We start from the raw sequence: 24,124 nt of genomic DNA on the forward strand, positions 1-24,124 counted from the left end.
CATTCGCCGCCTCATTGACGGATCGCGGCGACCCTTTTCGCTAATCACTGGAACAGGTCCAGCTTCTGTGCAGAAGCGCAACAGTTCGAGAACTACCCGTATTCCGGGCTTGATAGAATCTGATAATTTTAGTCATGTTTTTTGAGCTGCGATCCAGACCGAAGAGCGATGGCGCGGCCCCTGTTTCGAGTTGAGAGAGAAAACCGATGATCGATCCCAAAGCGACGGCGCGTTTGCGTCGCGCGCTCCTTCTGACCGTCACGCCACTGTTCGGGTTGCTCGCCGGGCCGGCATACGGCCAATCCGCGACCGGCGATCCCGGCGCTATCCTTCTGGATACCGTCGTCGTCGAGGCCGGCGGGGAAGGAACCGACGAGACGGGCGAGATCGCCGACGTCTCCGAGGGCAACACCATCGCGGTGATCGACTATACCGAGATCCAGGAATTGCGTCCGGGTTCGGTCCAGGAACTCTTCCGCCGCGAGTCGGCGGTCGCTGTCGGCGGAACCAGCACGTTCAACCAGAAGGTCTACGTCCACGGCATTGAGGAAACCAATTTGGCTGTGACAATCGACGGGTCGCGGCAGAACAACAAGATCTTCCATCACAACGCAACGAACGTGATCGATCCGCGCCTCCTGAAGGTCGCAAGGGTCGATGCCGGGGTCGCGGCTGCCGATGCCGGACCGGGCGCGATCGCAGGTTCTATCGCCTACGAAACGGTCGATACCGGTGACCTGCTTGAGGAGGGACGCAACATCGGCGGCTACGTCGAAGGCCGCTACGACACCAACAGCGAGACGGTGAACACCTATGGCAGCCTTTACGGGCGTGCGAACGGCTTCGAAGCGCTCGGTTTCCTCAACTGGGCGGAAGGCGACGACTACGAGGACGGCAATGGCGACATCGTCGACTATACCGGCGTCGACCTGATCAGCGGGCTTGGCAAGGTCGCCTATGAGAGCCTGTCTGGCGATCGTGTCGAACTCAGCTACGAGCGCGTCAAGGACGACGGTGTCCGGCCATACCGCGCCAATATCGGCGCAGTCATCGGCGGCCGTCCGGTCCCGGAGTCGCGGACCTACGACATCGACCGGCAGAACGTCGTTCTATCCTACGAGAATACCCTGGCGACCGGCTATTGGGATCCGGAGATCACGCTCGCCTATTCCAAGACCGATCTGGAGACGACCGAGCAAGATCCTTTCACCGGCCGGGATATCGTCTACGAGGCGAGCACCGACAGCCTGAACGGCACGATCGCCAACGAATTTCACGTGTCACTCGGCACGATCAAGGTCGGCGTCGACGCCTATAGCGACACCGCGGACTTCGCGAGCGAGACCGATCGCTACCGGACCGAAGAATCGGCCGACAATTTCGGCGGCTTCGTACAGGCCCGGCTCCGTCCGATCGATCCGCTTCTCGTCTCGTTCGGCGGACGCGTCGATCACCAGATCTTCACCGGCGTCGACGGCATGGATCAGGAAAACACGGGCGCGAGCGGCAATATCTCGCTCGAATACGACCTGACCGAGTTCTTCCGTCTGAAGGGCGGCTATTCGAACACATTCGGCGGGATCGCGCTTGCAGAGAACTTCATCCAGAACCCGGACTGGATCTACACCGACATCGAAACCGTACGCGGAGAGAACGTCTTCGCCGGCTTCGGCGTGAACCATCTCGGCTTCACCTTCGACGCCCAGATTTTCCGCACGGAGATCGACAACGGCCGGACGCCGAGTTTCGCCGATCCGAACGCCACCGCCGACTTCCTCAGCACCGGCTACGATGTCGCGCTCGGCTACGACTGGGTGACGGGCAATGTCCGCGGTACCTTCACCAGCATCGATACGGAAGTCGACGGAGCGCCGGCCGATTCGTTTCTCGGCACCTACTTCACCGTGCCCGTCGGCGAACTCTTCACGGTCGCGGCCGTGCAGCGGTTCGATACTTACGGCCTGACGCTCGGCGCGGATGCGCAGATCGCGCTCAGCGAAGACGCACCGACCAACGACCCGACGAATCCGGATCTGGCGGACAGTTCGCTGGACGGCTACACGGTCGTCAACGCCTTCCTGGAATACACCCCGCCGAGCTTCAAGAATGTCAGCTTCCGGGCCGAAGTCGACAACATCTTCGACGAAGCCTATGCGGAACGCGGCACCTACGGCCAGGAGTTCACGACCGTCGAGCCACTCCTGAGCCCCGGGCGTTCGTTCGGTTTCTCGACCCGGGTCACGTTCTGACGAGAAGGCGACCCGGCTGACACTCCAGTCGGCCCGGCCCGGTCCATCCGACATTCGGATGGGCCGGGCTTGTTGCATCTGGGCGATGCGTGCCGCCGTCGAGAGGAGAAAAAAGGACGTAGAAGTGCGTTTCGCTCACTTCGTCCGGACGGGACATCCCGGCGCCCCTTCCCATTACGTTGGAGGCATTCTAAATTGGACTTCGAAGCTCTTGTTCAGACGGGACGGTCCATGCGCCTCACGCGACAGACGAACTATGCGATCCGGATCCTCATGTATCTGGCGGTCAACAAGGATCGTCTGAGCCGACTAGGCGAGATCGCGAAGGCCTATTCCGCGCCCGAACCTTTCATGTTCAAGATCCTCAATCCTCTCGTCTCCGCCGGCTTGGTGGAAACGGTGAGAGGCCGCAACGGCGGCATCCGGCTGGCGCGGGAGGCCACGCGCATCAACCTGCGCGAAGTGGTGGAGCTGACGGAAGAAAGCTTCCAGATGGCCGAATGCTTTGAAACCGGAGCGGATTGCCCACTGATCTTCAGTTGCGAACTCAACGCCGCCCTCCGCCAGGCGCTGGAAGCGTTCCTCTCGACGCTAGGCCGCTATTCGTTGGAGGACCTGACGAAGAACAAGGGCTATCTCCACCGGACCCTTGGCATCGAGAAGGCCGATGCGGCGGCCTGACGCTTGAGTTGATTGGTGCAGCGTCTTGCAATCGCCGAATGCGATCTCGACTTTCACTTCGGACTGAAACCGACCAGGTCGATGAGAAATCGTGACGTCAACGCCCGTGAATGCCAAATCCACCGAGCTGAGTTCTGAAGAAACCGATCTTTGGGCGCGAGCGCCGAGCCCTTGTATCGACGTTTGCAAATACAAACGTAGGGGCCGTTGCATCGGCTGCTCGATGACCAAGCTCGAAAAGCAGGCGTTTCCTGAAAACGGCGGTCCTCAGCAGAAAAAGGCCTTCATCGAGACGCTGATCGCCAATCTCGAGGAGATCGGACGGAACCCGGCGTTCTGGGCTTACACTTATCGCCATAAATGCGAGCGCGAGGGCGTGCCATGTCCGATCACGATCGAGAAATAACGGGTTCCTGCAGATCGTAGAGGCCGCTGCCCTCTGAGTTTCTTCTACGCCAGAAACAAGAAGTTGCCGGTCGGCAGCCGTCCCGGACACCGCATCAACTGCGCGGTTGATCTCTGACCATCCTGCAGGGCGACAGGAAGACCGGTGATTTCAGCTGGGGTATGAAAGGCGGGCAGGATACCATCCAGCGCGGTACGTACCGTCTTCAAAGCATTGGCCTCTAAACGCTCAAGGCGATATCCCACGAGAATGGAGCTAATTTCGTAGAATGTTCGATACCTCCAGCCCTTGGTTGAGACCGCTCTGGCGGCGGCTCCTGATAACCTGCCTCACCTTGGCGTGGGGCGTTTTCGAGGCGGTAAACGGCAACACATTCTGGGCACTCCTGTTTTTGGGATCTGGCGCCTGGCTCGCCTGGGCTCTGCACATCACGTACGATCCGAACGCCGGTCCGCCAAATCAGAAAACAACGGAAAAAGACGAAATCTGAGCCGTCTTCAGCTGAAGACTGCTATCACTCGTCCGATCGTCCAGACGCCGTGCGCCCAACCGATTCGGGCTCGGCTATCTTACGTTAGGTTCGATGTTTCGGTATGCTCTTCCTTGTTCTTCGATCGGGAGGCGATGGCGATGCGCTCGGGTAGCTTTCTCTTCGCTTTGGTCATGCTGGCGGCGATCCTTACCAGCGGCCCACCCGCTTCCGCTCAGGAGACGCCGGATCGCCGGGTGATCGTGACGGAGGGGGCCGATTATTTCGGCGCCGACTACGATATCCTCCAGGATGTCGATCTCGACCTCTGCACCGCCGCCTGCGTGGGCGATCAGCAGTGCAAGGCCTTTACCCTCAACACGCGCTCGAACTGGTGCTTCCTGAAATCCGAAGCCGGCGAATTGCGTACGGTCGAAGGCGCCGTCTCGGGCAAGCTGGTCGAGGCCGCCGCCGTCAGCGAAGCGGACGTTTCGGCGCGCGAGGCCGATCTCGCCTTCGTCGAGCGCTCCGAGATCGACGCGGCCCGGCGTCTGCGTCTCTCGCTGGCCGGCTCCGATCCGCATATGGATGCCGTCGGCCTTTCGGCGGCCGAGCTGATCGACCGGGCGCGCAATGCGGTCGACCGCCCGAAGGCGATCGCCGACTATCGCGAGGCCCTGAAGCGTGCGCCTCTCGACGCGAGCGCCTGGGCTTCGCTGGCAGGCGAAGCCATCCGTCACGAGCCGCAGGACTGGCAGGAGCGTCAGGAAAACCAAGAGCTGAGGCGCGATGCGGCGATCAACGCCTATCTGACGGCGCCAGACCCCGAAAGAAGCGCGAAGGCCCTCGATCTTCTGGCGCAGGCCTATGAGGGCGCGCAGAACTGGCGCGCGGCGATCAGGACTTATCGCGAGAGTCTCGCGCTGGCATCGAGCGCATCGACCCGCAACCGCCTCGACGCCGTTCTCGCCGAGCACGGTTTCCGCATCACCGGCAACAGCGTCGACAACAATGCCGCAAGCCCGCGCATCTGCCTCGAATTTTCCGATCCGCTCTCGGCGAAGCTGACGCGATCGGAAAATGTCGGCGACTATCTGATGATCGAGGGTGGAGACACGCTGCCCGTCACCGCCAGCGGCGCGCAGATCTGCGTCGACGGCGTAAAGCACGGCGAGCGCTACCGGATCGTCGCGCGTCCGGCGATCGAATCCGAGGACGGCGAAACCCTCCGCAAGTCGGTCGAGACAAGCGTCTACGTGCGCGACCGCGATCCTTTCGCCCGGTTCGAGACGCGGGCCTATGTGCTGCCGCGCGGCGGGGAGGCGCAGATTCCGGTGGTCACCGTCAACACCGACGAGATCGAAGCGCGGCTCCAGCGGATCGGCGAGCGGGCGCTGACCCGGGTGACCGCCGACGCGCAGTTCCTGCGCCAACTCGCCAACTACCAGATCGACACCATCGCCGACGAAACCGGCGAGGACGTCTGGTCGGGCACGGTGGCAGTCCAGTCGCAGACCAACGAGGAGGTGACGACCGCCATCCCGGTTTCGGCCATGGTCGATGACCTCAAGCCTGGCGTCTATGTGCTGTCGGCATTGCCGAAGAACGTGAAAAGCGAGCCGGATGCCCGTGCGACGCAGTGGTTCGTGGTGAGCGATCTCGGCCTCACGACCATTGCCGCCGAAACGGGCTTCCACGTCGTCGCACGGTCCCTCGGAACGGCCGAACCGGCAGCAGGGATCGCTCTTAAGCTCGTCGCGCAGAACAATCAGATCCTCGGTGAGGCCGTGACGGACGGGGCCGGCCATGCGCGCTTCGCCAAGGGTCTGATCGCCGGAACCGGAGGTGATCGCCCGGCGCTTCTGACGGCGGCAAGGCCTGCTTCCGGCGATGAAAGGGAGGATTTCGTCTTCCTCGACATGACGCAGTCGGCCTTCGATCTCACGGACCGCGGCGTCGACGGGCGCGCGCCGGCCGGACCGGTGGACGTCTTCGTCACGCCCGATCGCGGCATCTACCGGACAGGGGAGATCGCCCATTTCACCGGCTTGATGCGCGACTCGAAGGGCGCCGCGCTGGAACGACTATCCTTGACCGCCATCGCCACTCGCCCCGACGGTGTCGAGCACGAGCGTATGCAGGTGCGCGATCAGGGCGCGGGCGGCTTCGTCTACGATCTCGCCGTACCGGACGGCGCCATGCGCGGGCTTTGGAAGGTCGGGCTCTACACCGATCCCAAGACGACCGCGCTTGCCGAGACCAGCGTTCTCGTCGAGGATTTCCTGCCCGAGAAGATCGACTTCGAACTGGCAAGCGAAGCGTTAGCCTTCGATCCGATGAGCCCCGCTCCGGTCTTGATCGATGCCCGCTACCTGTTCGGCGCGCCGGCGAGCGATCTGAGCGTCGGCGGCGAGGCGGTGCTGACTTCGTCGAACGCGCTCTCCGCCTATCCAGGCTACGTCTTCGGCCTTGCGGGCGACGAGCCCACCGTGCTGCGCCTTCCCTTTGAGGAAGCGACCACCGATGCCGACGGGAAGGCAGAGCTGAATCTCGCGAGCTTCGATCCGCCCTCCACCACCAAACCGCTTTCGGCGAGCCTCGTCGCGCGGGTGATCAATACCGACGGCCGTCCGGTCGAGCGCGACATGGACCTGCCCGTCGCCGGCGCGTCGGCGCGGCTCGGGATCAAGCCGCGCTTCGACGAGACCGTTCCCAACGATGCCGAGGCCGGCTTCGATGTGATCGCGGTCGATGCGGAGAACCGGCGGACGGAAGCCTCGTCCGTTCGATGGACGCTCAACCGGGTCGAGACCGATTTCCAGTGGTACATGTCGGACGGCCGCTGGAACTACGAGCCCATCGAGCGGTCGTTCCGCGTGGCGGACGGCGAGGCCGAGATTTCAGCCGACGACCCGCTTTCCCTAAACCTTCCGGTCGCCTGGGGGCAGTATGAACTAACGGTGACCGACGCTTCGGGTACGGCACTCCCGGCGAGCGTCAACTTCGACGCGGGCTGGGCGATCGCTTCGACCTCGCTCGACACGCCCGAAGCCGCGCGGGTTCTTCTCGACAAGCCGTCCTACGAGGTCGGCGATACGGCGAAAGTCCATATCGAGCCGCGCTTTGCCGGTAAGGCCGAAATCCTCGTCATGGACGAGCGCGTGATCGCCCGCACCACCGCCGAGATCGCTGCCGACGGCGGCGACGTGACGCTCGACGTCACCGAGGACTGGGGCGCCGGCGCCTATGTGATGGCGATCGTCTACCGGCCGATGGACCTTGCGGCCAAGCGCATGCCGGGCCGCGCGATCGGCCTCGCGCACGCCAAGGTCGAGCCCGGCAAACGGGCGCTCGACGTTACCCTCGGCGCGCCAGACGAGATCGAACCCCGCCGCACGGTGGCCATCGACGTGGCGGTGGACGGCATCGCCGAGGGCGAGACCGCCTATCTCACGGTCGCGGCCGTCGATACCGGCATCCTCAACATCACCGGTTTCGAGCCGCCGTCGCTGTCCGACTACTATTTCGGCAAGCGCCGCCTCGGTGCGGAGGTGCGCGATCTCTATTCCAAGCTGATCGACCGCATGCAGGGCGCGCCGGGTGCGGTTCGCTCCGGCGGCGATGCCAGCGGCGGCTATGAAACGCCCCCGCCGATGGACGAGCTCGTCTCGCTGTTTTCCGGCCTCGTCGAGGTCGCCCCCGACGGGAAGGCGAAGGTTGATTTCGACGTGCCGGACTTCGACGGCGAACTGACCGTGATGGCGCTCGCCTGGACGAAGTCCGGCGTCGGCGAGGCGAACATGACGATCACCGTCCGCGATCCGGTCGTGATGACGGTGAGCCGACCGCTCTTCCTCGCGCCGGGCGATCTCTCGCGGATCGCGGTGGACGTGACCCATGGAGAGGGACCGACCGGCGTGGTGAAGCTCGGTCTCGAAGGCGGCGGTGATATCGTCCGCCTCGGCATGTCCGATGGCAAGGCGATCTCGAAACAGGAGGTCGAACTGGCCGAGGGTGAGCGCAAGCGCATCTCGGTGCCGATTCGTGCCGGCGAGATCGGCACGGCGGAATTCATGCTGACCGCCGAATTGCCCGGCGGCGATCGGCTGGAGAAGCGCTTCGCCCTCGATGTCCGCTCGAACGCGCCCGAAGAGGTCGACAAGAGCCGCGTCACGCTCGCCGCCAATGGCGGCGGTCTCTCGCTCGACCGCAACCTCTTCGCCGATTTCGCGCCCGGCACGGCTTCGGCGACGGTCAGCATCACGGGCGCGGCGGAGTTCGACGTTGCCGGCGTCGTCCGCGCGCTCGATCTCTATCCCTATGACTGCACCGAGCAGATCACCAGCCGGGCGATGCCGCTCGTCTACCTCGATGCGACAATTCTCGCGGCCGGTCTCGGCCGGACGGAGGACGTGAAGGAACGCGTCGATGCGGCGATTTCCGGCGTCCTCGCCAATCAGGCTTCGAACGGCGGCTTCGGCCTCTGGAGCCCCGGCAGCGGCGACCTCTGGCTCGATTCCTACGTCACCGACTTCCTGACCCGCGCCAGGGAGGCGGGCTATACGGTGCCGGACGAGGCGTTCACGCTTGCCCTCGACAACCTTCGCAACAACCTCGCCTATCTGCCGGACAAGCCGGACTTCGGGCCAGTCGCCTATGCCTATTACGTGCTCGCACGAAACGGCCGGGCGGCGGTCGGCGATCTGCGCTATTTCGCCGACAACGAGCTGACGAACTTCCCGGCCCTCGCCAAGGGCCAGATGGCCGCCGCGCTCGCCTTCTACGGCGACCGGACGCGGGCCGAGACCGTCTTCCGCGCCGCAATCGAGGACGCGACCGACGCCGCGCCAAATACGGCCCGCTATTCGACCTATGGCTCCACCCTGCGCGACGGCGCGGCCGTGCTGACGCTCGGCCTCGAATCCGGCGTCGATGGGTTCGACGTCTCGCCGCTGGTGCGGCAGGTGAACGCCGGACGGCTCACCCAGCACTATACGAGCACGCAGGAAGACGCCTGGTCGCTCCTTGCCGCGCACGCGCTTCTCGATCGCGAGCCGCCGCGCCTGACGGTGGCGGGCCGCAATGTCGACGGCCCCTTCGCCGAGACCTACCAAGCTCGCGATCTGATGCGCGGTCTCGACGTTGCCAATCGCGGCGCCCAACCGATCACGGCTGAAGTCACTCTTCGCGGCACGCCGATCGTCGCACCGGGTGCATCGGTCGACGGCTACGAGATCAGGCGCACCGCCTATACGCTGGAGGGGGAACCGGCCAATCCCGCGGAGATCGGCCAGGGCGAGCGGCTCGTCTTCGTCGTCGAGGTGACGCCGATCGATCAGGGGCCCGCGCGCCTGATGATCGACGACCCGCTTCCCGCCGGCTTCGAGATCGACAATCCGTCCATCCTGCGCGGCGGCGATGTCGCGGCGCTCGATTGGCTGGATGTCACGGACAGGGCGGAGCACACAGAGTTCCGCGCCGACCGCTTCCTCGCCGCGGTCGACCAGGGCGAGGACGACACTGCGGTTCGCCGCTTCGCATACATTGTCCGCGCCGTCTCGCCAGGCGAATTCGTTCATCCGGCGGCGCTAGTCCAGAACATGTACGATCCCAGCCGGCGCGGAGGGACGGACGAAACCCGCATCTCCGTCGTCGGACCGCTTCGGTGACGAGCGCGAAAAAGCGCCCAAAACGCCTGAAGTGGAACGGGCTCGCAGCCCTCGTCACAACCTTGGTCGTTCTTGGGCTCAGCACCTGGGGCTGGCTCGCCTTCGAACGCGCGGTCGAGACGCGGATCGCGGCGATCGAGGAGCCGGACACCGGCGTCGAGGTCGTCGACCGGGACGGAGAGCTCTTGCGGGCCTTCGCGACCGACGACGGCACGTGGCGCCTCGCCGCGGACGTCTCCGATGTCGATCCGCGGTTCCTGCGCATGCTGGTTGCCTGGGAGGACAAGCGCTTCGCCGAGCATGCCGGCGTCGATCCCCTCGCGTTCGTCCGCGCCGCTTGGCAGTCGCTCACCCATGGGCGGATCGTCTCCGGCGGATCGACGCTGACGATGCAGGTCGCGCGCATGCTGTCCGGCCTGCCGACCGGGAGCATCGAAGCGAAGTTCGAGCAGATCCTTGTCGCAACGGCGCTCGAACGGGTGCGAACCAAGGACGAGATCCTCACCCTCTACCTTCGCCTCGCGCCCTATGGCGGCAATCTGGAGGGCGTGCGGGCCGCATCGCTCGCCTATTTCGGCCGTGAGCCGAAGCAGATGACGGCAGCCGAGGCCGCGCTCCTCGTCGCCATGCCGCAATCGCCGGAGCGTTTCCGGCCGGACCGCTTCCCCGAGCGTGCGAAAAAAGCGCGGGACCGGGTTCTCGCCCGCATGGAAGAGCTCGGCGTGATCGACGAAGACACCGCGGCGCGTGGGCTTCGCGAAGCGACGTCGGAAGGGCGTGGCGCCCTGCCCATGCTCGCAGCCCATGCCGCCGGGCGCCTGCACGCGGCCTCCCCGGAACGCGACCGCATCCGGCTGACGGTGAATCGCTCGATCCAAGAGCGGCTGGAGACCTACGCGCGCACCAAGGCGAAGACGCTGCGAAAGCCGGTGAGCCTCGCCATTCTCGTCGCCGACGCCGAGACCGGCGAAATCCTCGGCGATGTCGGCTCGCCGGACATGTTCGACCGGGAACGGCAGGGCTTCGTCGACCTGACCCGCGCCAAGCGCTCGCCTGGCTCGACCCTGAAACCGCTGATCTACGGCCTCGCCTTCGAGCGCGGGATCGCCCATCCCGAAAGCTTGGTCGACGACTCTCCGGCGGGATTCGCTGGATACAACCCGCAGAATTTCGACAAGACCTTCGAAGGCGTCATCACCGCCCGCAAGGCGCTGCAGATGTCGCGCAACCTTCCGGCGGTCGAACTCCTGAGTGCCGTCGGCCCGGCCCGGCTCGTCTATCGCATGAGGCGCTCCGGTGCAGAGCCGGAACTGGGCGACCGCTCCCTGCCGGGGCTCGCGATTGGGCTCGGCGGCATCGGCCTCAGCCTTGAAGACCTCGTCCAGATCTATTGCGGGCTCGCCAATGGCGGCGTCGCGATGCCGCTTCACATCGAGGCGAAGGATGGGATTTCCTTCAGAACCGGCGGTCGCCGCATCCTGTCGGCGCAGGCTGCGTGGTACGTCGCTTCGGTTCTCGCCGGCGCGCCGACAACAGCGAAGGGATCGCCCGGCGAGATCGCCCATAAGACCGGCACGTCCTATGGATATCGCGACGCCTGGACCATCGGCTACGACGGAAAGCATGTCGTCGGCATCTGGATGGGACGGCCGGATGGCGCGCCGGTGAGTGGCCTCGTCGGCGAAACTTTGGCGCTGCCGGTCCTACGCGACGTCTTCGCCCGGCTCGGCCCCGTCGAGCGCCTAGCCGGCCCGCCACCCGGCATTCTGGCGTCCAGCGGAGGTGGCCTGCCCCCGCCGCTTCGCCGCGTGGGGCGTGCCGCGGCGCTCCTCACCTCCGGCCTCGAGCCGGAAATCGTCTATCCGCCGATAGACGCGCGCATCGAACTTGGCCTCGTGCGGGCGGCTACCGGCGGAGACGGCGCACCGGCCGAGAAGGCCCCGACGCGCGGCGGCGGCGCCCAACTTTTTCTCAAGGTGCGCAACGGCAAGCCGCCCTTCACCTGGTTCGTCGACGGTGCGCCGATCGGCCAGGGAACCCTCGAGCGCCAGTCGGCGGTGGCGATTGCGGAACCCGGTTTTCTCGACATCTCGGTCGTCGATGCGGTGGGCGCCGCCGCGCGCACATCCGTTCGGGTCGAATAGCGCGGCGCGCGAAATCCGGCATCGGGCGACGCAAGTGCAACCCCCGACGCGTTCGAGACGCGTCGAAAGAGCCGGCCTCTCGCCTCTCCGAAGCGACCTATCCCAGCACGGATGCGACGGCTTCCTTCGCCTTGGCGACCACCGTGTCGGCTTCCTCGGCCGTCAGGCAGAAGGGCGGGGCAAAGCCCAGGATGTCGCCCTGGGGCATCGCGCGGCCGATGACGCCGCGCTCGGCAAGGGCCGCCGTGATCCGCGCGCCGACCTTCTCGTCGGCTTCGAAGAAGACGCGGTCGTCCCGGTCCTTCACGAATTCGACCGCCGCGATGAGGCCCTCACCGCGCACTTCGCCGACATTCGCGTGGTCGCCGAGCGCATCCTGCAGGCCGTTCCGGAAGCGTGCACCGACGGTCTTCACGTTCTCGATGAGGTCGAGATTGTCGATCAGTTCGAGATTGGCGACGCCGGCTGCCGCGCAGATCGGGTGGGCCGAATAGGTCCAGCCATGACCGATGGAGCCGAGTTGGTCCGAACCGGAGACAAGGACGTTCCACATGTCCTTGCCCACGATCGTGCCGGACAGCGGCGCGTAGGCTGAGGTCAGGCCCTTGGCGATGGTGATGAGGTCCGGCTTCATGCCGTAGTGCTCGGAGCCGAACATAGAGCCGAGGCGGCCGAAGCCGGTGACGACTTCGTCGGCAATGAGGAGCACGTCGTATTTGTCGAGAACCGCCTGGACCTTCTCCCAATAGGTCGCTGGCGGCGGCACAATGCCGCCGGTGCCGAGAACCGGCTCGCCGATGAAGGCGGCGACCGTTTCGGGTCCCTCAGCGAGGATCATCTCCTCCAGCTTATCGGCGCACCAGGTCGCAAACTCCTCCTCGCTCTGGTCGCGGTTCGGCCGGCGATAATAGTACGGCGCCTCGGTGTGGAGGATCGGCGCGCGCGGCAGGTCGAAGGCGTTGTGGAAGAGGTGGAGGCCGGTGAGCGAGCCGGTCATGACGCCTGAGCCGTGATAGCCGCGCCAGCGCGAGATGATCTTCTTCTTTTCAGGCCGGCCGAGAACGTTGTTGTAGTACCAGACGAGCTTGATGTTTGTCTCGTTGGCGTCCGAACCCGAAAGGCCGAAATAGACCCGGCTCATATGGTCCGGCGCCCGGTCTACGATCATCTTGGCGAGGCGGATCGAGACTTCCGTGCCGTGGCCGACATAGGCGTGATAATAGGCGAGCTCGTGGGCCTGCTTGGCGATCGCATCGGCGATCTCGGTGCGGCCATAACCGGCATTCACACAGTAAAGCCCAGCGAAGGCGTCGAGGCTTTCCTTGCCGTCACGATCGACGATGGTCGCGTTCTTCGCGGTCTTGATGATCCGCGTGGGGGATTCGCCGCGCGCATGGGTGCCCATATGCGTGGACGGATGGAAGAAATGGTCGCGGTCGAATGCGCCGAGTTCGTTGTTGCGGTCGAGCATGTCGGCTGCTTTCTCATTTGGAATCAATAGGAGGTTTCGCCCGCAGTAGTCGCGGCGCGATCGTGGCGTGAGGATATCAAAGGCCCGGCGGGAGGCTCCTGCCAAAGTGGTGCGGGCGCGGCGAACAAACGTCTGCCGATTGGCGGGCGAGGCGAGAATTCTTTCAACGGGCGAAGGTTGCTGCGCTCCGTCAGCGCGCCGTTTCGATCATCGCGATCGGAATGCCGGTTTTCTTCTTCTGACCGATCGCAGGGTAGGAAAAATAGCGTTTGACGCCCGCATTCGAGGCCAGCAGCCGCTCGACGACCTCCTGATAAGACGTCAGATCGCGGGTCACGAACTTGCAGAGATAATCGAACCCGCCGGACACGCACCAGCATTCGGTGACCTCTGGCGTCTGTTCGATCTCGGCTTCGAAGGCGGTGAAATCCTCGGTGCGGTGACTTTCGATCTCGATGAGAACGAAGAGGACGGTCATTGGTCCGTAGGCGCTCTCAGCGATCCGCGCGCCGTAGCCTTCGATGATTCCGGACTCTTCGAGGCGGTTGAGGCGTTCCCAGCAAGGCGTTGGCGAAAGGTTCACGCGCTCGGCGAGCGCTGCCTTCGAGATGCGGCCCTCCTCTTCGAGGATAGAGAGCATCCTGATGTCGCGATCATCCAGTTTGATGCCGCCCCGTGCCATGAGCGCCCCCGACGCGTCTTCCGAAGATCCCGACATAGAGCCATCGCCTTGCGTGCGTAAAGCGTTGTCTCACAGCATGGACTTCGGAAGTGCATTCTCGGACGGTCAGCGCACCACGAGACAGGGGATCGAGGCGAGCGAGGTGACCTTGTAGGAGACCGAGCCGAGGAGATAGCCGCCGATATCACCGGTGCCGCGCGCGCCAAGCACGATAAGGTCCGCCTTGTGGTCCTCGGCAAACTCGACGATCGCCCGCGAGGGCTGGCCGCGTTTGGCATAGGCGCGGGCATCGCCGAGCCCTTCGCGGATCGCTTCGTCGCGGGCATCGCCGGCGATATCGCTGGCATAGGCCTTCAGCGCATCGTCGGGCCGTTCGAGAAGCTTTGGTTTCACCATCGAAAGGGACGCCTCGAGAGGCGAATGATGGCGGTAGACGCAAAGCGTCAGAAGTCTTGCCCCGAAGGTCTTCGCCATCTCGATCGCGGTCCTGAGCGCCCGTTTCGACTGGTCCGAGCCGTCCACCGGCACGAGGATCGTTCCGTACATTCTAACCCCCAGACAGGTTCAAACGGAATGAGACTGCGTCAGCGGAAGGCCAGATCGCGAAGGAACAGAGCGATCGGCGGATAGATGATCAAAAGCGCGCTGACGATGAGCAGGATGAAGACAAAGGGCGGCGTACCGCGAATGACCTCCATATAGGGCCGCCTGAAGATCGCGATCGCCGTGAAGATATCGCACCCGAAAGGCGGCGTCGCCGAACCGATCGCGACCTGCAGTGTGATGATCGTTCCGACGAGCACCGGATCGAGCCCGAGCCCGTCGATCAGAGGCGCGAAGATCGGCGTCAGCACAAGAATGACGACGATGGGGTCGACGAACATGCAGCCGATGAAGAAGGCGATCGAGATGGCGATCAGCACCGTGTAGGGTCCGGCCTCGGCAAGACCGAGCGCGCCGAGGATCGCCTGCGGAATCTGCTGAAAGGAGATCACCCACGAAAAAGCCGCGCCGGCCGCGACGAGGATGAAGACGACAGCGGTGATGAGACCCGTCGACTTCGCGATGTCGAGGATGTCACCAAGCTTCAGGGACCGGAAGATGACGAGTTCGAGGAGCAGCGCATAGCCGACGCAGACCGAAGCCGCCTCGGTGGGCGAGAAGATGCCGCCATAGATGCCACCGACGACGATGACCGGGAACCCGAGCGGCCAGACCGCAGCGCCCGCCGCCTTGATACGCTCGTTCCAAGAGGCCTTCGGCTCGGTCGGGATGCCATTGATACGCGCGTAAATATAGGCGTAGGCGGAAAACAGGATCAGGATCAGGATGCCCGGTCCGACGCCCGCAATGAAGAGCTCCGAGATCGAGGTGCCAGAGACGACGCCATAGATGATCATCGCGATCGAGGGCGGGATCAGCATTGCGATGTCGGAGGAATTGATGATCAGCGCCAGGGTGAACGGATCGGAATAGCCCGATTTCAGCATGCGCGGACGTAAGGGGCCGCCGATCGCGACCACGGTCGCCTGGGTCGAGCCCGACACCGCGCCGAACAGCGTGCAGCTCGCCGCCGTCGCAACGCCGAGTCCCCCGCGCACATGGCCGACGAAGCGCATAACGAGATCGATCAGACGATCGGCGGATTGGCCCTTGGTGATGATGTCGGCCGCCAGGATAAACATCGGCACCGCGATCAGCGCCGCGGGGCGGATGCCGGCCAGCATCTGCTGGACCATGATATCGGCCGGGATTGGCAGATAGATGAGAAAGCCGACCAGCGTCGCCGCGATGAGCGGGATCATCATCGGAAAGCCGAGGAGAAGGAGAACGATCATCGTGACGATCATCGCGGTCGCCATGTCAGAAAACTCCTCTCGCTTCCGACTTGCGTCCGGATCCGCACGCGCCGCCGTTCACCTTGAAAGTGCTTGGCATGGGGAGAAGAGCAGCGCTCAAACCGCCGTCTCCCTGTCATCGTAGGAATCCACGACCGATACCGACAGATAGACGTCTTTCCGAGTGAGATTGGCGACCACGGTCAGAAGATACTGGATGCCGGTGATGATGAAGCCGATCGGCAGCCAGACCAGCGTCAGGAATATCGGGATCTGCGTAACGGGAGCGATTCGACCGGAATCGTAGACGCTGAGGACGTAGAGCAGCGAATACCAGGCGAGTAGGAACATGATCGCCGCCGTTACAAGCGCGATCACGATCATCAGCGCCTTGCGCGCCTTGTCCGGCAACTCATCATAGATTGCTGACATCCGGATATGCCGGCCATGCCGGGCGGCGAAACCGATTCCGGCGAATGTAACGAGGATGACGAGAAACTGCGTCGCCTCCTCGGCGAAATAGAGGCTCTGGCCGAAGCCAAAACGCCCAATGACATTCGCCACCGAAATGATCGCCATGGCAAGGATACCGGTGACGAGGATTGCAGCCTCGAAAAACGCAAGCGCGCGGTCGATCAGGCCGAGGGGCCTGAGGATGCCGGTGAAACCTGGCGTCGTTTTGCCCGAATTTGCCTCGGCCGCAGCGCCCGTCTCGGTCGAGGCATGGGGAGGTTCGCCCGGATCGGGCTTGCTCTTGTAAGCTTCGGCGTTCGGCATTCGCGATCCCGGCTTGAAGTGTCTCATCGGCGGCGCCGAACGATCCGGCGCTACCGTTTACGGGCGGTGAGCGCTCGGCGGCAGGCCTTTTGCCGGCCGCCGAATCTTCACGGTCTCGATCAGTTGGCGCTGGTCTCGCCCTCCATCGCCTCCTCGCCGCTGGCGGAGGCTTCGGTTGCCTCCTCCGAGGCCGCACCGTCGGACGAACCGCCACCAACGCGCTCCTCGGACGCTTTGATGTCCTTCTCGAAGCCGTCGAGTATCGCCTGTCCGCTCTCGCCTGTCATCTCGGCGTAGCTCTCACGCACCGCCTGGGCGGCCTCGCGGAACGGCTCGCGCTGCTCGTCCGTGAGACGCGTGACCGTCATCGAGGGCTTGGCCTCCATGATCTTGTCGAGCGACTCTTCCTCAAGGCCCTTCTGGTAGTCGATGATGTAATCGTAGGCCTGATCGGCGGCCTCCTGCACCAGCGTCTTGTCCTCTTCGGAGAGACCTTCGTAGAAGCTCTGGTTCGCCGCGACGGCGGTCGTGAAGGTGTTGTGGCCCGTGAAGGTGATGTGGTCGGTCACCTCATACATCTTCGTCGATTCGACGAAGAACATCGGGTTTTCCTGGCCCTGGATCATGTTGAGCTGCAGGGCGCCGAAGACTTCGCCCCAGGGGAGCGGCGTCGCGGTTGCGCCGAACTGATTGTAAGTCTCGACCAGGAGCGGCGTCGTCATGACGCGGAACTTCACGCCGTTGAGGTCGGCCGGCGCTTCCACCTTCTCCTTGGTGGTCATCACCACCTCGCCCTCGGGGAACATGTCGATGAGACGCAGCGACTGCTTCTCATAGAGCGCGGCGAGATCCTCGTTGATCGTCGGCGAGGTCTTGTAGAAGTCGGCAAGGACTTCCGGATCCTCGGGAAGCGTGTAGGGCAGGAGGAAGACCTGCAACTCGGGGATCAGGCTACCGGTGAAGCCTGGCGATAGATCGACGAACTGGATCGCACCCATCTGTGCGAGTTCGGTCGTGTCGGCGGACTCACCGAGCGTGCCGAAGGGAAAGATCGAGACCGTGTGGTCCGAATTCGCCTCGACATATTCCTTGAACTTGGTGGCGTAGACGCCCTGAACCTCGTCGATGGCCTCCTCGATGGCGTATTTCCATTCGGCGGCGGACGCGGAGCCGACCGAAAGCGCGAGGGTCGCGGTCGTCGCAAGAGCGGCGGCGAGCGCGCTGCGGCGGGTCAGGCGGAAAAGGTCGGTCATAGGCTGATCTCCTCGATCGATGGAGTTGAAGGATGGCCGGTGCACCGAAAAAGCATTCGAGCCGACGCGCCGGTTCGCCTGCCTGCCCATTCAGCGGCATGCGGACCGCCCCTTCGGTGGGGTCCGGTCGGGGGCACCGAGCCACGGAAAGACGTCGCAGATCGAGTAAAGCCGAGGGATCGTCCGGGTCCCCGTGTGGCCGGGCAAAAGCGTTGCCGCGATGGGCGGAATAGCATGCCGGGCACGGGATATCTCGGACGGTGCAACCTCGTTGGGCCTCTCTTCGATCGGGGCGACGTGTGGCTGGCCACAGATGGTTACCCAGCGACCGATCCAAGTCGAGCGAACGATGTCCTGTAGAGCCGACAATAAGCAGACGATCTATCTAGCAAGACTAGTTTAAGCCGAGGATCTGCCGCATTTCGCGGCATGCCTTGATCGGAGGCAGATTCTGGGTCTGAAGTCTTGCGACCTGTACCGGCGCAAAGCGAGTCGCTCGGCCGGTCTCTTCAAACGAAATCGAGAGACGAAAGCGATGTGGAACGAGTGTGCGGTCGATGCGAGCGCATTGCGCTTCGAGGTCGAAGCGCCGCGCCGTGTTGGTCTCGTTGCGCTTTCGACAGACGAAACAAGCGAGCGCGACTATGCCCGCGCCTTCTTCGGAACCGGCATCGAGCTCGTCGTCAACCGCATCGCCTTCGCCAACCCAGTGACCCATGCAAACCTCCTGGCAATGGCTGACCGTCTGACGGATGCCGCTTCGGCTCTTCTCCCCGGCCAGTTGATCGACGTCCTCGCCTTTTCCTGCACTTCCGCTTCCGTACTGATCGGCGATGGCGTCGTCGACGCTGCCCTGAAAACGGCGAAACCCGGTGCCGCCGTCGTGACGCCGCCGCTGGCCGTCGCAAAGGGGCTGAAAGCCCTCGGGGCACGGCGGATCAGCATCCTGACGCCCTACAGCTTCGAGGTCAGCCGGCCGATGGCGACCTATTTCGAGGTGAAGGGCTTTGCCGTCGACCGCTTAACCGCGCTCGAAATCGAAGACGACGTGGCCATGGCGCGCTTGAAGCCGGACGTGATCGCAGAGCTTGCGGCGAATGCGATTTCCGACAATTCGGACGCCCTCTTCATCTCCTGCACTGCGCTCCGCTCCCTGGATGTGGTCGACCAGATAGAGGCGGCGATCGGTAAGCCGGTGATTACCAGCAATCACGCGGCGACCTGGGAATGCCTGGACCTGCTTGGAATTCAGCCAGCTTCTTTCGCGCCCGGCCGGTTGATGCGGCGGAGTGTTGGTTCCGCGTGCGCCGGCTTTCCCGAAGTTGCCGCATCGTGACGACAATCTCTCTTGCCGACATCGAGGCCGCGGCGGCCCGGATATCCGGCCATGTTCGGCATACGCCCGTGGAGGTCTCGCCGAGCCTTTCGGCCAGAGCCGGAGTGTCCGTTCATCTCAAGCTCGAACATCGGCAGATCACAGGTGCCTTCAAGCTGCGCGGCGCGACGAACGCGGTTCTGCGGCTGGCGGAGAAGTCCCGGCCCACCGGTGTTTCCTGTGCCTCCACCGGCAATCACGGTCGCGCGCTCGCCCACGCGGCGAAAGCTGCCGGCATTCCGGCCGTCATCTGCATGTCGAAACTCGTGCCGCAAACCAAGGTCGAGGCCATCGAAGCGCTCGGGGCGGAGGCGCGTATCGTCGGCAGGAGCCAGGATGAGGCGCAGGTGGAGGTGGACCGGCTGGTGGCCGAGGAGGGCTTTGCCGATATCCCGCCTTTCGACCATGCCGACATCATCGCTGGGCAGGGCACGATCGGGCTGGAAATTGCCGAGGATTGCCCGGACGCTGAGACGGTCGTGATCCCGCTCTCCGGCGGTGGGCTCATCGCCGGAATTGCCCGGGCGGTGAGAGCGCGCTTGCCGGGAGCGCGGATCGTCGGCGTCTCGATGGAGCGCGGTGCGGCGATGCAGGCGAGCCTTGCCGCCGGCCGTCCCGTCGAGGTTGAGGAAATGCCGAGTTTCGCCGACTCCCTCGGTGGCGGGATCGGGCTGAAGAACGCCTACACGTTCGAGATGGTGCGCGACCTTGTCGACGAGGTGATCTTGCTCACCGAAGCCGAGATCGCCGGCGGCATGCGCCACGCTTATTTTGAAGAGCGCGAAATCATAGAGGGCGGCGCTGCGGTCGGCATTGGCGCGCTGCTTGCCGGCAGACTGAGGCCGAAGGGGCCAACGATTCTCCTACTCTCGGGCCGCAATGTCGACATGCGCCAGCATCGCGCCGTCATCAACGGAGCGAACAGTCTCGAGGAGATCGCCTGATGCCGGATGTTCGAATCCTGACAGAGCGCGAGCTGAGAGCCGAGATCGGGTTGGATGTCGCCCTCGTCAACGCCATCGAGGACGCGTTTCTCGCGCTCGCGACGAAGCCGGTCGTCATGCCGCCGATCCTGAGGCTCGACATTCCCGAGCATCGCGGCGAGATGGATGTAAAGACGGCCTATGTGCCGGGCCTCTCGGGCTTCGCGTTGAAGGTCAGTCCGGGCTTCTTCGACAATCCGAAACTCGGGCTGCCGAGCGTCAACGGGCTGATGATGCTCCTGTCGTCCACGACCGGTCTCGTCGAGGCCCTGTTTCTCGACAACGGCTATCTCACCGATCTGAGGACAGCTGCCGCCGGTGCCGTTGCGGCACGGCATCTGGCGCGCGCCGATGCGAAGAGCGCGGCAATCCTAGGCGCCGGAGTCCAGGCCGGCCTTCAGCTTGAAGCCCTGATGCTGGTCCGACCGATCGAGCGCGCTGTCCTCTGGGCGCGCGATACTGAGAAGGCGACAGCAAAGGCACGAGCTCTTTCCGAGAAGCTCGAAATCCCTGTCGAAGCAGTGTCTTCAGCACGGGAAGCCGTCGAGAGCGCGGACGTCATCGTTACCACCACGCCGTCAACCGCCCCTTTAATCGAGGCCGGATGGCTTAGATCCGGACAGCACGTGACGGCGATGGGCTCGGATGCCGAGCACAAGAACGAGATCGACCCACAGGCCATCGCCGGAGCCGATCTCTACGTCGCCGACAGCCTCTCCCAGACGCGACGCCTCGGCGAACTGCATCACGCGATCGAAGCCGGCCTCGTCTCGAACGATGCGAGCTTCCCAGAACTCGGCGCCGTCATCGCCGGAAGCGCGTCCGGCCGCCCGTCCGACACCGCCTTCACCATCGTGGACTTGACGGGAACCGGCGTTCAGGACACGGCCATCGCAACCCTTGCCCATGCGCGGATCGTGAGGTCCGGCGCCGGCACGACCATCCACAACTGACCCCACCTCAGAAAGCGCCGCAGATGCGTGAACCCGACCTTAAATTCACCCGCGCCGAATATACCGACCGCCTCGGGAAGACCCGCAGGGCCATGGCGGCGAAGGGCATCGACTGCCTCTACGTGTCCGATCCCTCCAACATGGCCTGGCTGACAGGCTATGATGGCTGGTCGTTTTACGTCCATCAGGGTGTCATCGTCGGGCCGGAGGGCGAGCCGGTCTGGTACGGCCGCAATATGGATGCCAACGGGGCCAGGCGTACCGCCTATCTCGCCCATGACAACATCGTCGGTTACGCGGACCACTACGTTCAGTGCACCGAGCGCCACCCGATGGACTATCTCGCGACCGTCATCGCCAATCGCGGCTGGGATGGCATGACCATTGGCGTCGAGATGGACAATTACTGGTTCTCGGCCGCCGCCTTCGCCGCGCTCCAAAAGCATCTGCCGAACGCGCGCTTCGTGGATGCGACGGCGCTTGTGAACTGGCAGCGGGCGGTGAAGAGCCCCACAGAACTCGACTACATGCGTATTGCGGGCAGGATCGTTACCAAGATGCACGAGCGCATCGCCGAGGTGATGGAGCCCGGCATGCGCAAATGCGATCTCGTCGCCGAGATCTACGACGTCGGCATCCGAGGTGCCGACGGTCATGGTGGCGACTATCCCGCGATCGTGCCGATGCTGCCCTCCGGCCCCGATGCCGTCGCGCCGCATCTCACCTGGGACGACAAACCGATGAAGGCCGGGGAAGGCACCTTCTTCGAGATCGCCGGCGCCTATCACCGCTATCATTGCCCGCTGTCGCGCACGGTCTTCCTCGGCAAACCGCCGCAGATCTTCATCGATGCGGAAAAGGCAACGCTCGAAGGCATGGAAGCCGGCCTCGAAGCCGCCAAACCCGGCAATACCTGTGAGGACATCGCCAACGCCTATTTCGCGGTCCTGAAGAAGCACGGCATCCAAAAGGACAGCCGCACCGGATATCCGATCGGCCTCTCCTATCCGCCGGACTGGGGTGAGCGGACGATGAGCCTGCGCCCCGGCGACACGACCGTGCTCGAATCCGGCATGACTTTCCACTTCATGACCGCGCTCTGGCTCGAGGACATGGGCCTCGAGATTACGGAAAGCCTCGCGATTACCGAGACCGGCTACGAACTGCTTGCCGACGTGCCGCGCAAGCTCGTTGTGAAGGACTGAACACCATGCTCGCCCCCGATGATCTGCCGCCTTCCGCCGTCTTCTCGACCGTCGATTTCGACAGGGACGGCAAGCAGCACGGCTTCCTGCGTCTGCCCTTCAGCCGCGACGAGAGCGCCTGGGGCGCAATCCTGACGCCGATCACCTTGGTAAAGAATGGGACAGGACCGACCGCGCTCTTCACTGGCGGCAATCACGGCGACGAGTACGAGGGACCGATCGCACTCTTCGATCTCGCGCGCTCGCTGGACGCCGACGCAGTATCGGGACGCGTCATGATCGTCCCCGCGCTCAACTATCCGGCATTCCGGGCCGGGACGCGCACGTCCCCGATCGACAAAGGCAATCTCAACCGTTCCTTTCCCGGCAGGCCCTTCGGCAATCCCACCGAAAAAATCGCCGATTACGTGACGCGAAACCTTTTGCCGATGGCCGATCTGGTGCTCGACTTTCACTCCGGCGGCAAGACGCTGGATTTCCTACCCTTTGCGGCCGCGCACATCCTCGACGACAAGAGTCAGGAAGAGGCGTGTTTCGCGGCCGTCCACGCCTTCGGGGCTCCCTACTCGGTCAAGATGCTGGAAATCGACGCCGTCGGCATGTTCGACACGACGGCCGAGGCGATGGGCAAGACCTTCGTCACCACCGAACTCGGCGGCGGCGGTTCGACGACCGCCCGCACGGTGTCGATCGCCAAGCGCGGCGTTCGGAATCTTCTGAAACATGCCGGCATTCTTACCGGCGAACCAGAGATTGGCCCGACAAACTGGCTCGACATGCCGGACGACCGCTGTTTCACTTTCTCCGAGATCGACGGGATGGTCGAGCCGCTGGTCGACCTGGGTGACGCAGTAACCCGAGGCCAACCGATCGCGCGGGCATGGCCGATCGACCGGACGGGCTCCGAGCCCTACGAGTTCTGGGCCAAGATGGACGGCGTCCTTGCCGCCCGGCACTTCCCCGGCCTCGTCAAGGCAGGCGACTGCATCGCCGTCCTCGCCGTGAAAAGCGAGGTTTGAGCGTCGCGCACGCCCGCTGCTTGACGATCCAGTCGCTCACTCTGCGGATATTCGCCCTTCCGCACTGCATTTGTCCGGCGCTGCTTTAACGCTTTGCTAACTTATCTTATTTTCGCCATTGTTCTCGGCGGCCGCGCGACATAGCATTCTTCTAAGGCAATCTACGGAAGGTGCGTGAGCGATGACGAAGCATTCGACCCGTATTCTAGCCATCTGCGCAGCGGTCGCCGGAACAGTGCTTACAGCATCCCCGTCGTTATCCGGAGAGGTCAGCCAATCGACCCAGTTCTTCGCGGTACACGGTGGTTCGCTCGCAGAGATCGACCGCAGTCTTTCGCAGTCGGGTCCAATGATCTCCGGCAGCGGCCAGCGCCATCCCGGCGCGACCTCTGTTCAGTTTGACGGACGAGTAAGCTACAAACGCGTCAACGGCGGATGCGCGGTCGATCGGACCGAAATCAAGCTGAAACTCAAGACGACTCTGCCCAAATGGTACCGTCCCAAACGGGTCGATGGCCGCACCGCACTCGTCTGGCGCACGCTAGCCGCAGACATCCAACGTCACGAAAAGAAGCATAGCGACATTGCGATATCCTATCTGAAACGGCTTGAAAGCGCCCTCAAGAATCTGCGGACCGAGCGAACTTGCCGTCAGATGGAGGCAGTGGCCAACACCGTGATGTCACGCTACCTCGCCGATCACGAACGAGCCCAGCGCGAATTCGACGTTATTGAGGGCCGCGAGGTAAACCTGAGGCTGAATCGCGCATTGCAGCGATCTCTGTATAGTGCACCACGCTAAGGCCGAAAGGACGCTCCTTCAAACCAGAATGTCACCGTAACGCGCCCTTCGGTGCGTCGGGACTGCTTCTCAATTCTTCGACGAGTTCTCCGCTTTTACCGCACATGACGAAGTGTGTTTTGGCTTTTCGTAAGACAATACTTTTTCT

The 24,124-nt window shown here is 63.8% G+C and carries 17 protein-coding genes; 11 read left to right on the top strand and 6 right to left on the bottom strand.

Features of this window, described 5'->3' with window-relative positions; genetic code table 11:
* Nucleotides 1–206: 206 nt before the first annotated feature.
* The 5 genes from FP2506_RS13280 (at nt 207) to pbpC (ending at nt 11,618) form a co-directional block, all read left to right on the top strand.
* Nucleotides 207–2,249, top strand: a complete 2,043-nt coding sequence (locus FP2506_RS13280; protein ID WP_007068037.1) for a TonB-dependent receptor domain-containing protein — start codon at nt 207–209, stop codon at nt 2,247–2,249.
* Nucleotides 2,250–2,480: 231 nt separating this feature from the next.
* Nucleotides 2,481–2,930: an iron-responsive transcriptional regulator RirA gene (gene rirA / locus FP2506_RS13285; protein ID WP_007068039.1), complete on the top strand. Its 450-nt coding sequence runs from the start codon at nt 2,481–2,483 to the stop codon at nt 2,928–2,930.
* Nucleotides 2,931–3,036: 106 nt separating this feature from the next.
* Nucleotides 3,037–3,336 carry a DUF1289 domain-containing protein gene (locus FP2506_RS19365; RefSeq protein ID WP_274533409.1) on the top strand — a complete coding sequence of 100 codons (300 nt, stop codon included), beginning with the start codon at nt 3,037–3,039 and terminating at the stop codon, nt 3,334–3,336.
* A 630-nt stretch (nt 3,337–3,966) separates the two neighbouring features.
* Nucleotides 3,967–9,474 (top strand): alpha-2-macroglobulin family protein, encoded by a 5,508-nt coding sequence (locus FP2506_RS13300; RefSeq protein ID WP_040489919.1) that lies wholly within the window; start codon nt 3,967–3,969, stop codon nt 9,472–9,474.
* The gene (gene pbpC, locus FP2506_RS13305) at nt 9,471–11,618 is read left to right on the top strand and encodes a penicillin-binding protein 1C (protein ID WP_007068043.1); all 2,148 of its coding nucleotides are present in this window, start codon (nt 9,471–9,473) and stop codon (nt 11,616–11,618) included. The genes FP2506_RS13300 and pbpC overlap by 4 nt, the downstream gene beginning before the upstream one ends.
* A gap of 97 nt (nt 11,619–11,715) precedes the next feature.
* On the opposite strand, the gene FP2506_RS13310 is transcribed toward pbpC, so the two are convergent.
* The 6 genes from FP2506_RS13310 to dctP all read right to left on the bottom strand — a co-directional run bounded on the left by FP2506_RS13310 (nt 11,716) and on the right by dctP (nt 17,639).
* Complete coding sequence (locus FP2506_RS13310; RefSeq protein WP_007068044.1) at nt 11,716–13,089, bottom strand: aspartate aminotransferase family protein; 1,374 nt, start codon at nt 13,087–13,089, stop codon at nt 11,716–11,718.
* 190 nt (nt 13,090–13,279) lie between these two features.
* A complete protein-coding gene (locus FP2506_RS13315; protein WP_244404194.1) occupies nt 13,280–13,807 on the bottom strand; it encodes an Lrp/AsnC family transcriptional regulator in 528 nt (175 codons plus the stop codon).
* Between the two features lie 69 nt (nt 13,808–13,876).
* A complete protein-coding gene (locus tag FP2506_RS13320; protein WP_007068046.1) occupies nt 13,877–14,317 on the bottom strand; it encodes a universal stress protein in 441 nt (146 codons plus the stop codon).
* A 38-nt stretch (nt 14,318–14,355) separates the two neighbouring features.
* Entirely contained in the window at nt 14,356–15,633 is a 1,278-nt protein-coding gene (locus tag FP2506_RS13325) for a TRAP transporter large permease (RefSeq protein WP_007068047.1), read from the bottom strand.
* Nucleotides 15,634–15,726: 93 nt separating this feature from the next.
* On the bottom strand, nt 15,727–16,386 hold the full coding sequence (locus FP2506_RS13330; RefSeq protein ID WP_007068048.1) for a TRAP transporter small permease: 660 nt from the start codon (nt 16,384–16,386) through the stop codon (nt 15,727–15,729).
* Nucleotides 16,387–16,505: 119 nt separating this feature from the next.
* On the bottom strand, nt 16,506–17,639 hold the full coding sequence (dctP, locus tag FP2506_RS13335; protein WP_148227572.1) for a TRAP transporter substrate-binding protein DctP: 1,134 nt from the start codon (nt 17,637–17,639) through the stop codon (nt 16,506–16,508).
* Nucleotides 17,640–18,174: 535 nt separating this feature from the next.
* Between dctP and FP2506_RS13340 the strand changes: the two genes are divergently transcribed.
* The 6 genes from FP2506_RS13340 (at nt 18,175) to FP2506_RS13365 (ending at nt 23,976) form a co-directional block, all read left to right on the top strand.
* Nucleotides 18,175–18,975, top strand: coding sequence for an aspartate racemase/maleate isomerase family protein (locus tag FP2506_RS13340; protein ID WP_007068050.1), 801 nt, complete (start codon nt 18,175–18,177; stop codon nt 18,973–18,975).
* On the top strand, nt 18,972–19,958 hold the full coding sequence (gene eutB / locus FP2506_RS13345) for a hydroxyectoine utilization dehydratase EutB (protein ID WP_425277085.1): 987 nt from the start codon (nt 18,972–18,974) through the stop codon (nt 19,956–19,958). Before FP2506_RS13340 ends, eutB begins: the two co-directional genes overlap by 4 nt.
* Entirely contained in the window at nt 19,958–20,950 is a 993-nt protein-coding gene (locus FP2506_RS13350) for a cyclodeaminase (RefSeq protein ID WP_007068052.1), read from the top strand. The genes eutB and FP2506_RS13350 overlap by 1 nt, the downstream gene beginning before the upstream one ends.
* Nucleotides 20,951–20,973: 23 nt before the next feature.
* The gene (gene doeA / locus FP2506_RS13355; protein WP_007068053.1) at nt 20,974–22,155 is read left to right on the top strand and encodes an ectoine hydrolase DoeA; all 1,182 of its coding nucleotides are present in this window, start codon (nt 20,974–20,976) and stop codon (nt 22,153–22,155) included.
* A gap of 5 nt (nt 22,156–22,160) precedes the next feature.
* Entirely contained in the window at nt 22,161–23,174 is a 1,014-nt protein-coding gene (doeB, locus tag FP2506_RS13360; RefSeq protein ID WP_007068054.1) for a N(2)-acetyl-L-2,4-diaminobutanoate deacetylase DoeB, read from the top strand.
* A gap of 181 nt (nt 23,175–23,355) precedes the next feature.
* Nucleotides 23,356–23,976: a DUF922 domain-containing Zn-dependent protease gene (locus tag FP2506_RS13365; RefSeq protein WP_007068055.1), complete on the top strand. Its 621-nt coding sequence runs from the start codon at nt 23,356–23,358 to the stop codon at nt 23,974–23,976.
* The last annotated feature ends 148 nt before the right edge of the window (nt 23,977–24,124 follow it).

Source organism: Fulvimarina pelagi HTCC2506 (assembly GCF_000153705.1).
Classification (GTDB): Bacteria; Pseudomonadota; Alphaproteobacteria; order Rhizobiales; family Rhizobiaceae; genus Fulvimarina; species Fulvimarina pelagi.

Excerpts from the sequence above, each read along its gene's own strand:
- FP2506_RS13280 (WP_007068037.1), top strand. The coding sequence starts at position 207 with ATGATCGATCCCAAAGCGACGGCGCGTTTGCGTCGCGCGCTCCTTCTG.
- rirA (WP_007068039.1), top strand. The coding sequence starts at position 2,481 with ATGCGCCTCACGCGACAGACGAACTATGCGATCCGGATCCTCATGTAT.
- FP2506_RS13300 (WP_040489919.1), top strand. The coding sequence starts at position 3,967 with ATGCGCTCGGGTAGCTTTCTCTTCGCTTTGGTCATGCTGGCGGCGATC.
- FP2506_RS13310 (WP_007068044.1), bottom strand. The coding sequence starts at position 13,089 with ATGCTCGACCGCAACAACGAACTCGGCGCATTCGACCGCGACCATTTC.
- FP2506_RS13315 (WP_244404194.1), bottom strand. The coding sequence starts at position 13,807 with ATGTCGGGATCTTCGGAAGACGCGTCGGGGGCGCTCATGGCACGGGGC.
- FP2506_RS13320 (WP_007068046.1), bottom strand. The coding sequence starts at position 14,317 with ATGTACGGAACGATCCTCGTGCCGGTGGACGGCTCGGACCAGTCGAAA.
- FP2506_RS13325 (WP_007068047.1), bottom strand. The coding sequence starts at position 15,633 with ATGGCGACCGCGATGATCGTCACGATGATCGTTCTCCTTCTCCTCGGC.
- FP2506_RS13330 (WP_007068048.1), bottom strand. The coding sequence starts at position 16,386 with ATGCCGAACGCCGAAGCTTACAAGAGCAAGCCCGATCCGGGCGAACCT.
- dctP (WP_148227572.1), bottom strand. The coding sequence starts at position 17,639 with ATGACCGACCTTTTCCGCCTGACCCGCCGCAGCGCGCTCGCCGCCGCT.
- FP2506_RS13340 (WP_007068050.1), top strand. The coding sequence starts at position 18,175 with ATGTGGAACGAGTGTGCGGTCGATGCGAGCGCATTGCGCTTCGAGGTC.
- FP2506_RS13350 (WP_007068052.1), top strand. The coding sequence starts at position 19,958 with ATGCCGGATGTTCGAATCCTGACAGAGCGCGAGCTGAGAGCCGAGATC.
- doeA (WP_007068053.1), top strand. The coding sequence starts at position 20,974 with ATGCGTGAACCCGACCTTAAATTCACCCGCGCCGAATATACCGACCGC.
- doeB (WP_007068054.1), top strand. The coding sequence starts at position 22,161 with ATGCTCGCCCCCGATGATCTGCCGCCTTCCGCCGTCTTCTCGACCGTC.
- FP2506_RS13365 (WP_007068055.1), top strand. The coding sequence starts at position 23,356 with ATGACGAAGCATTCGACCCGTATTCTAGCCATCTGCGCAGCGGTCGCC.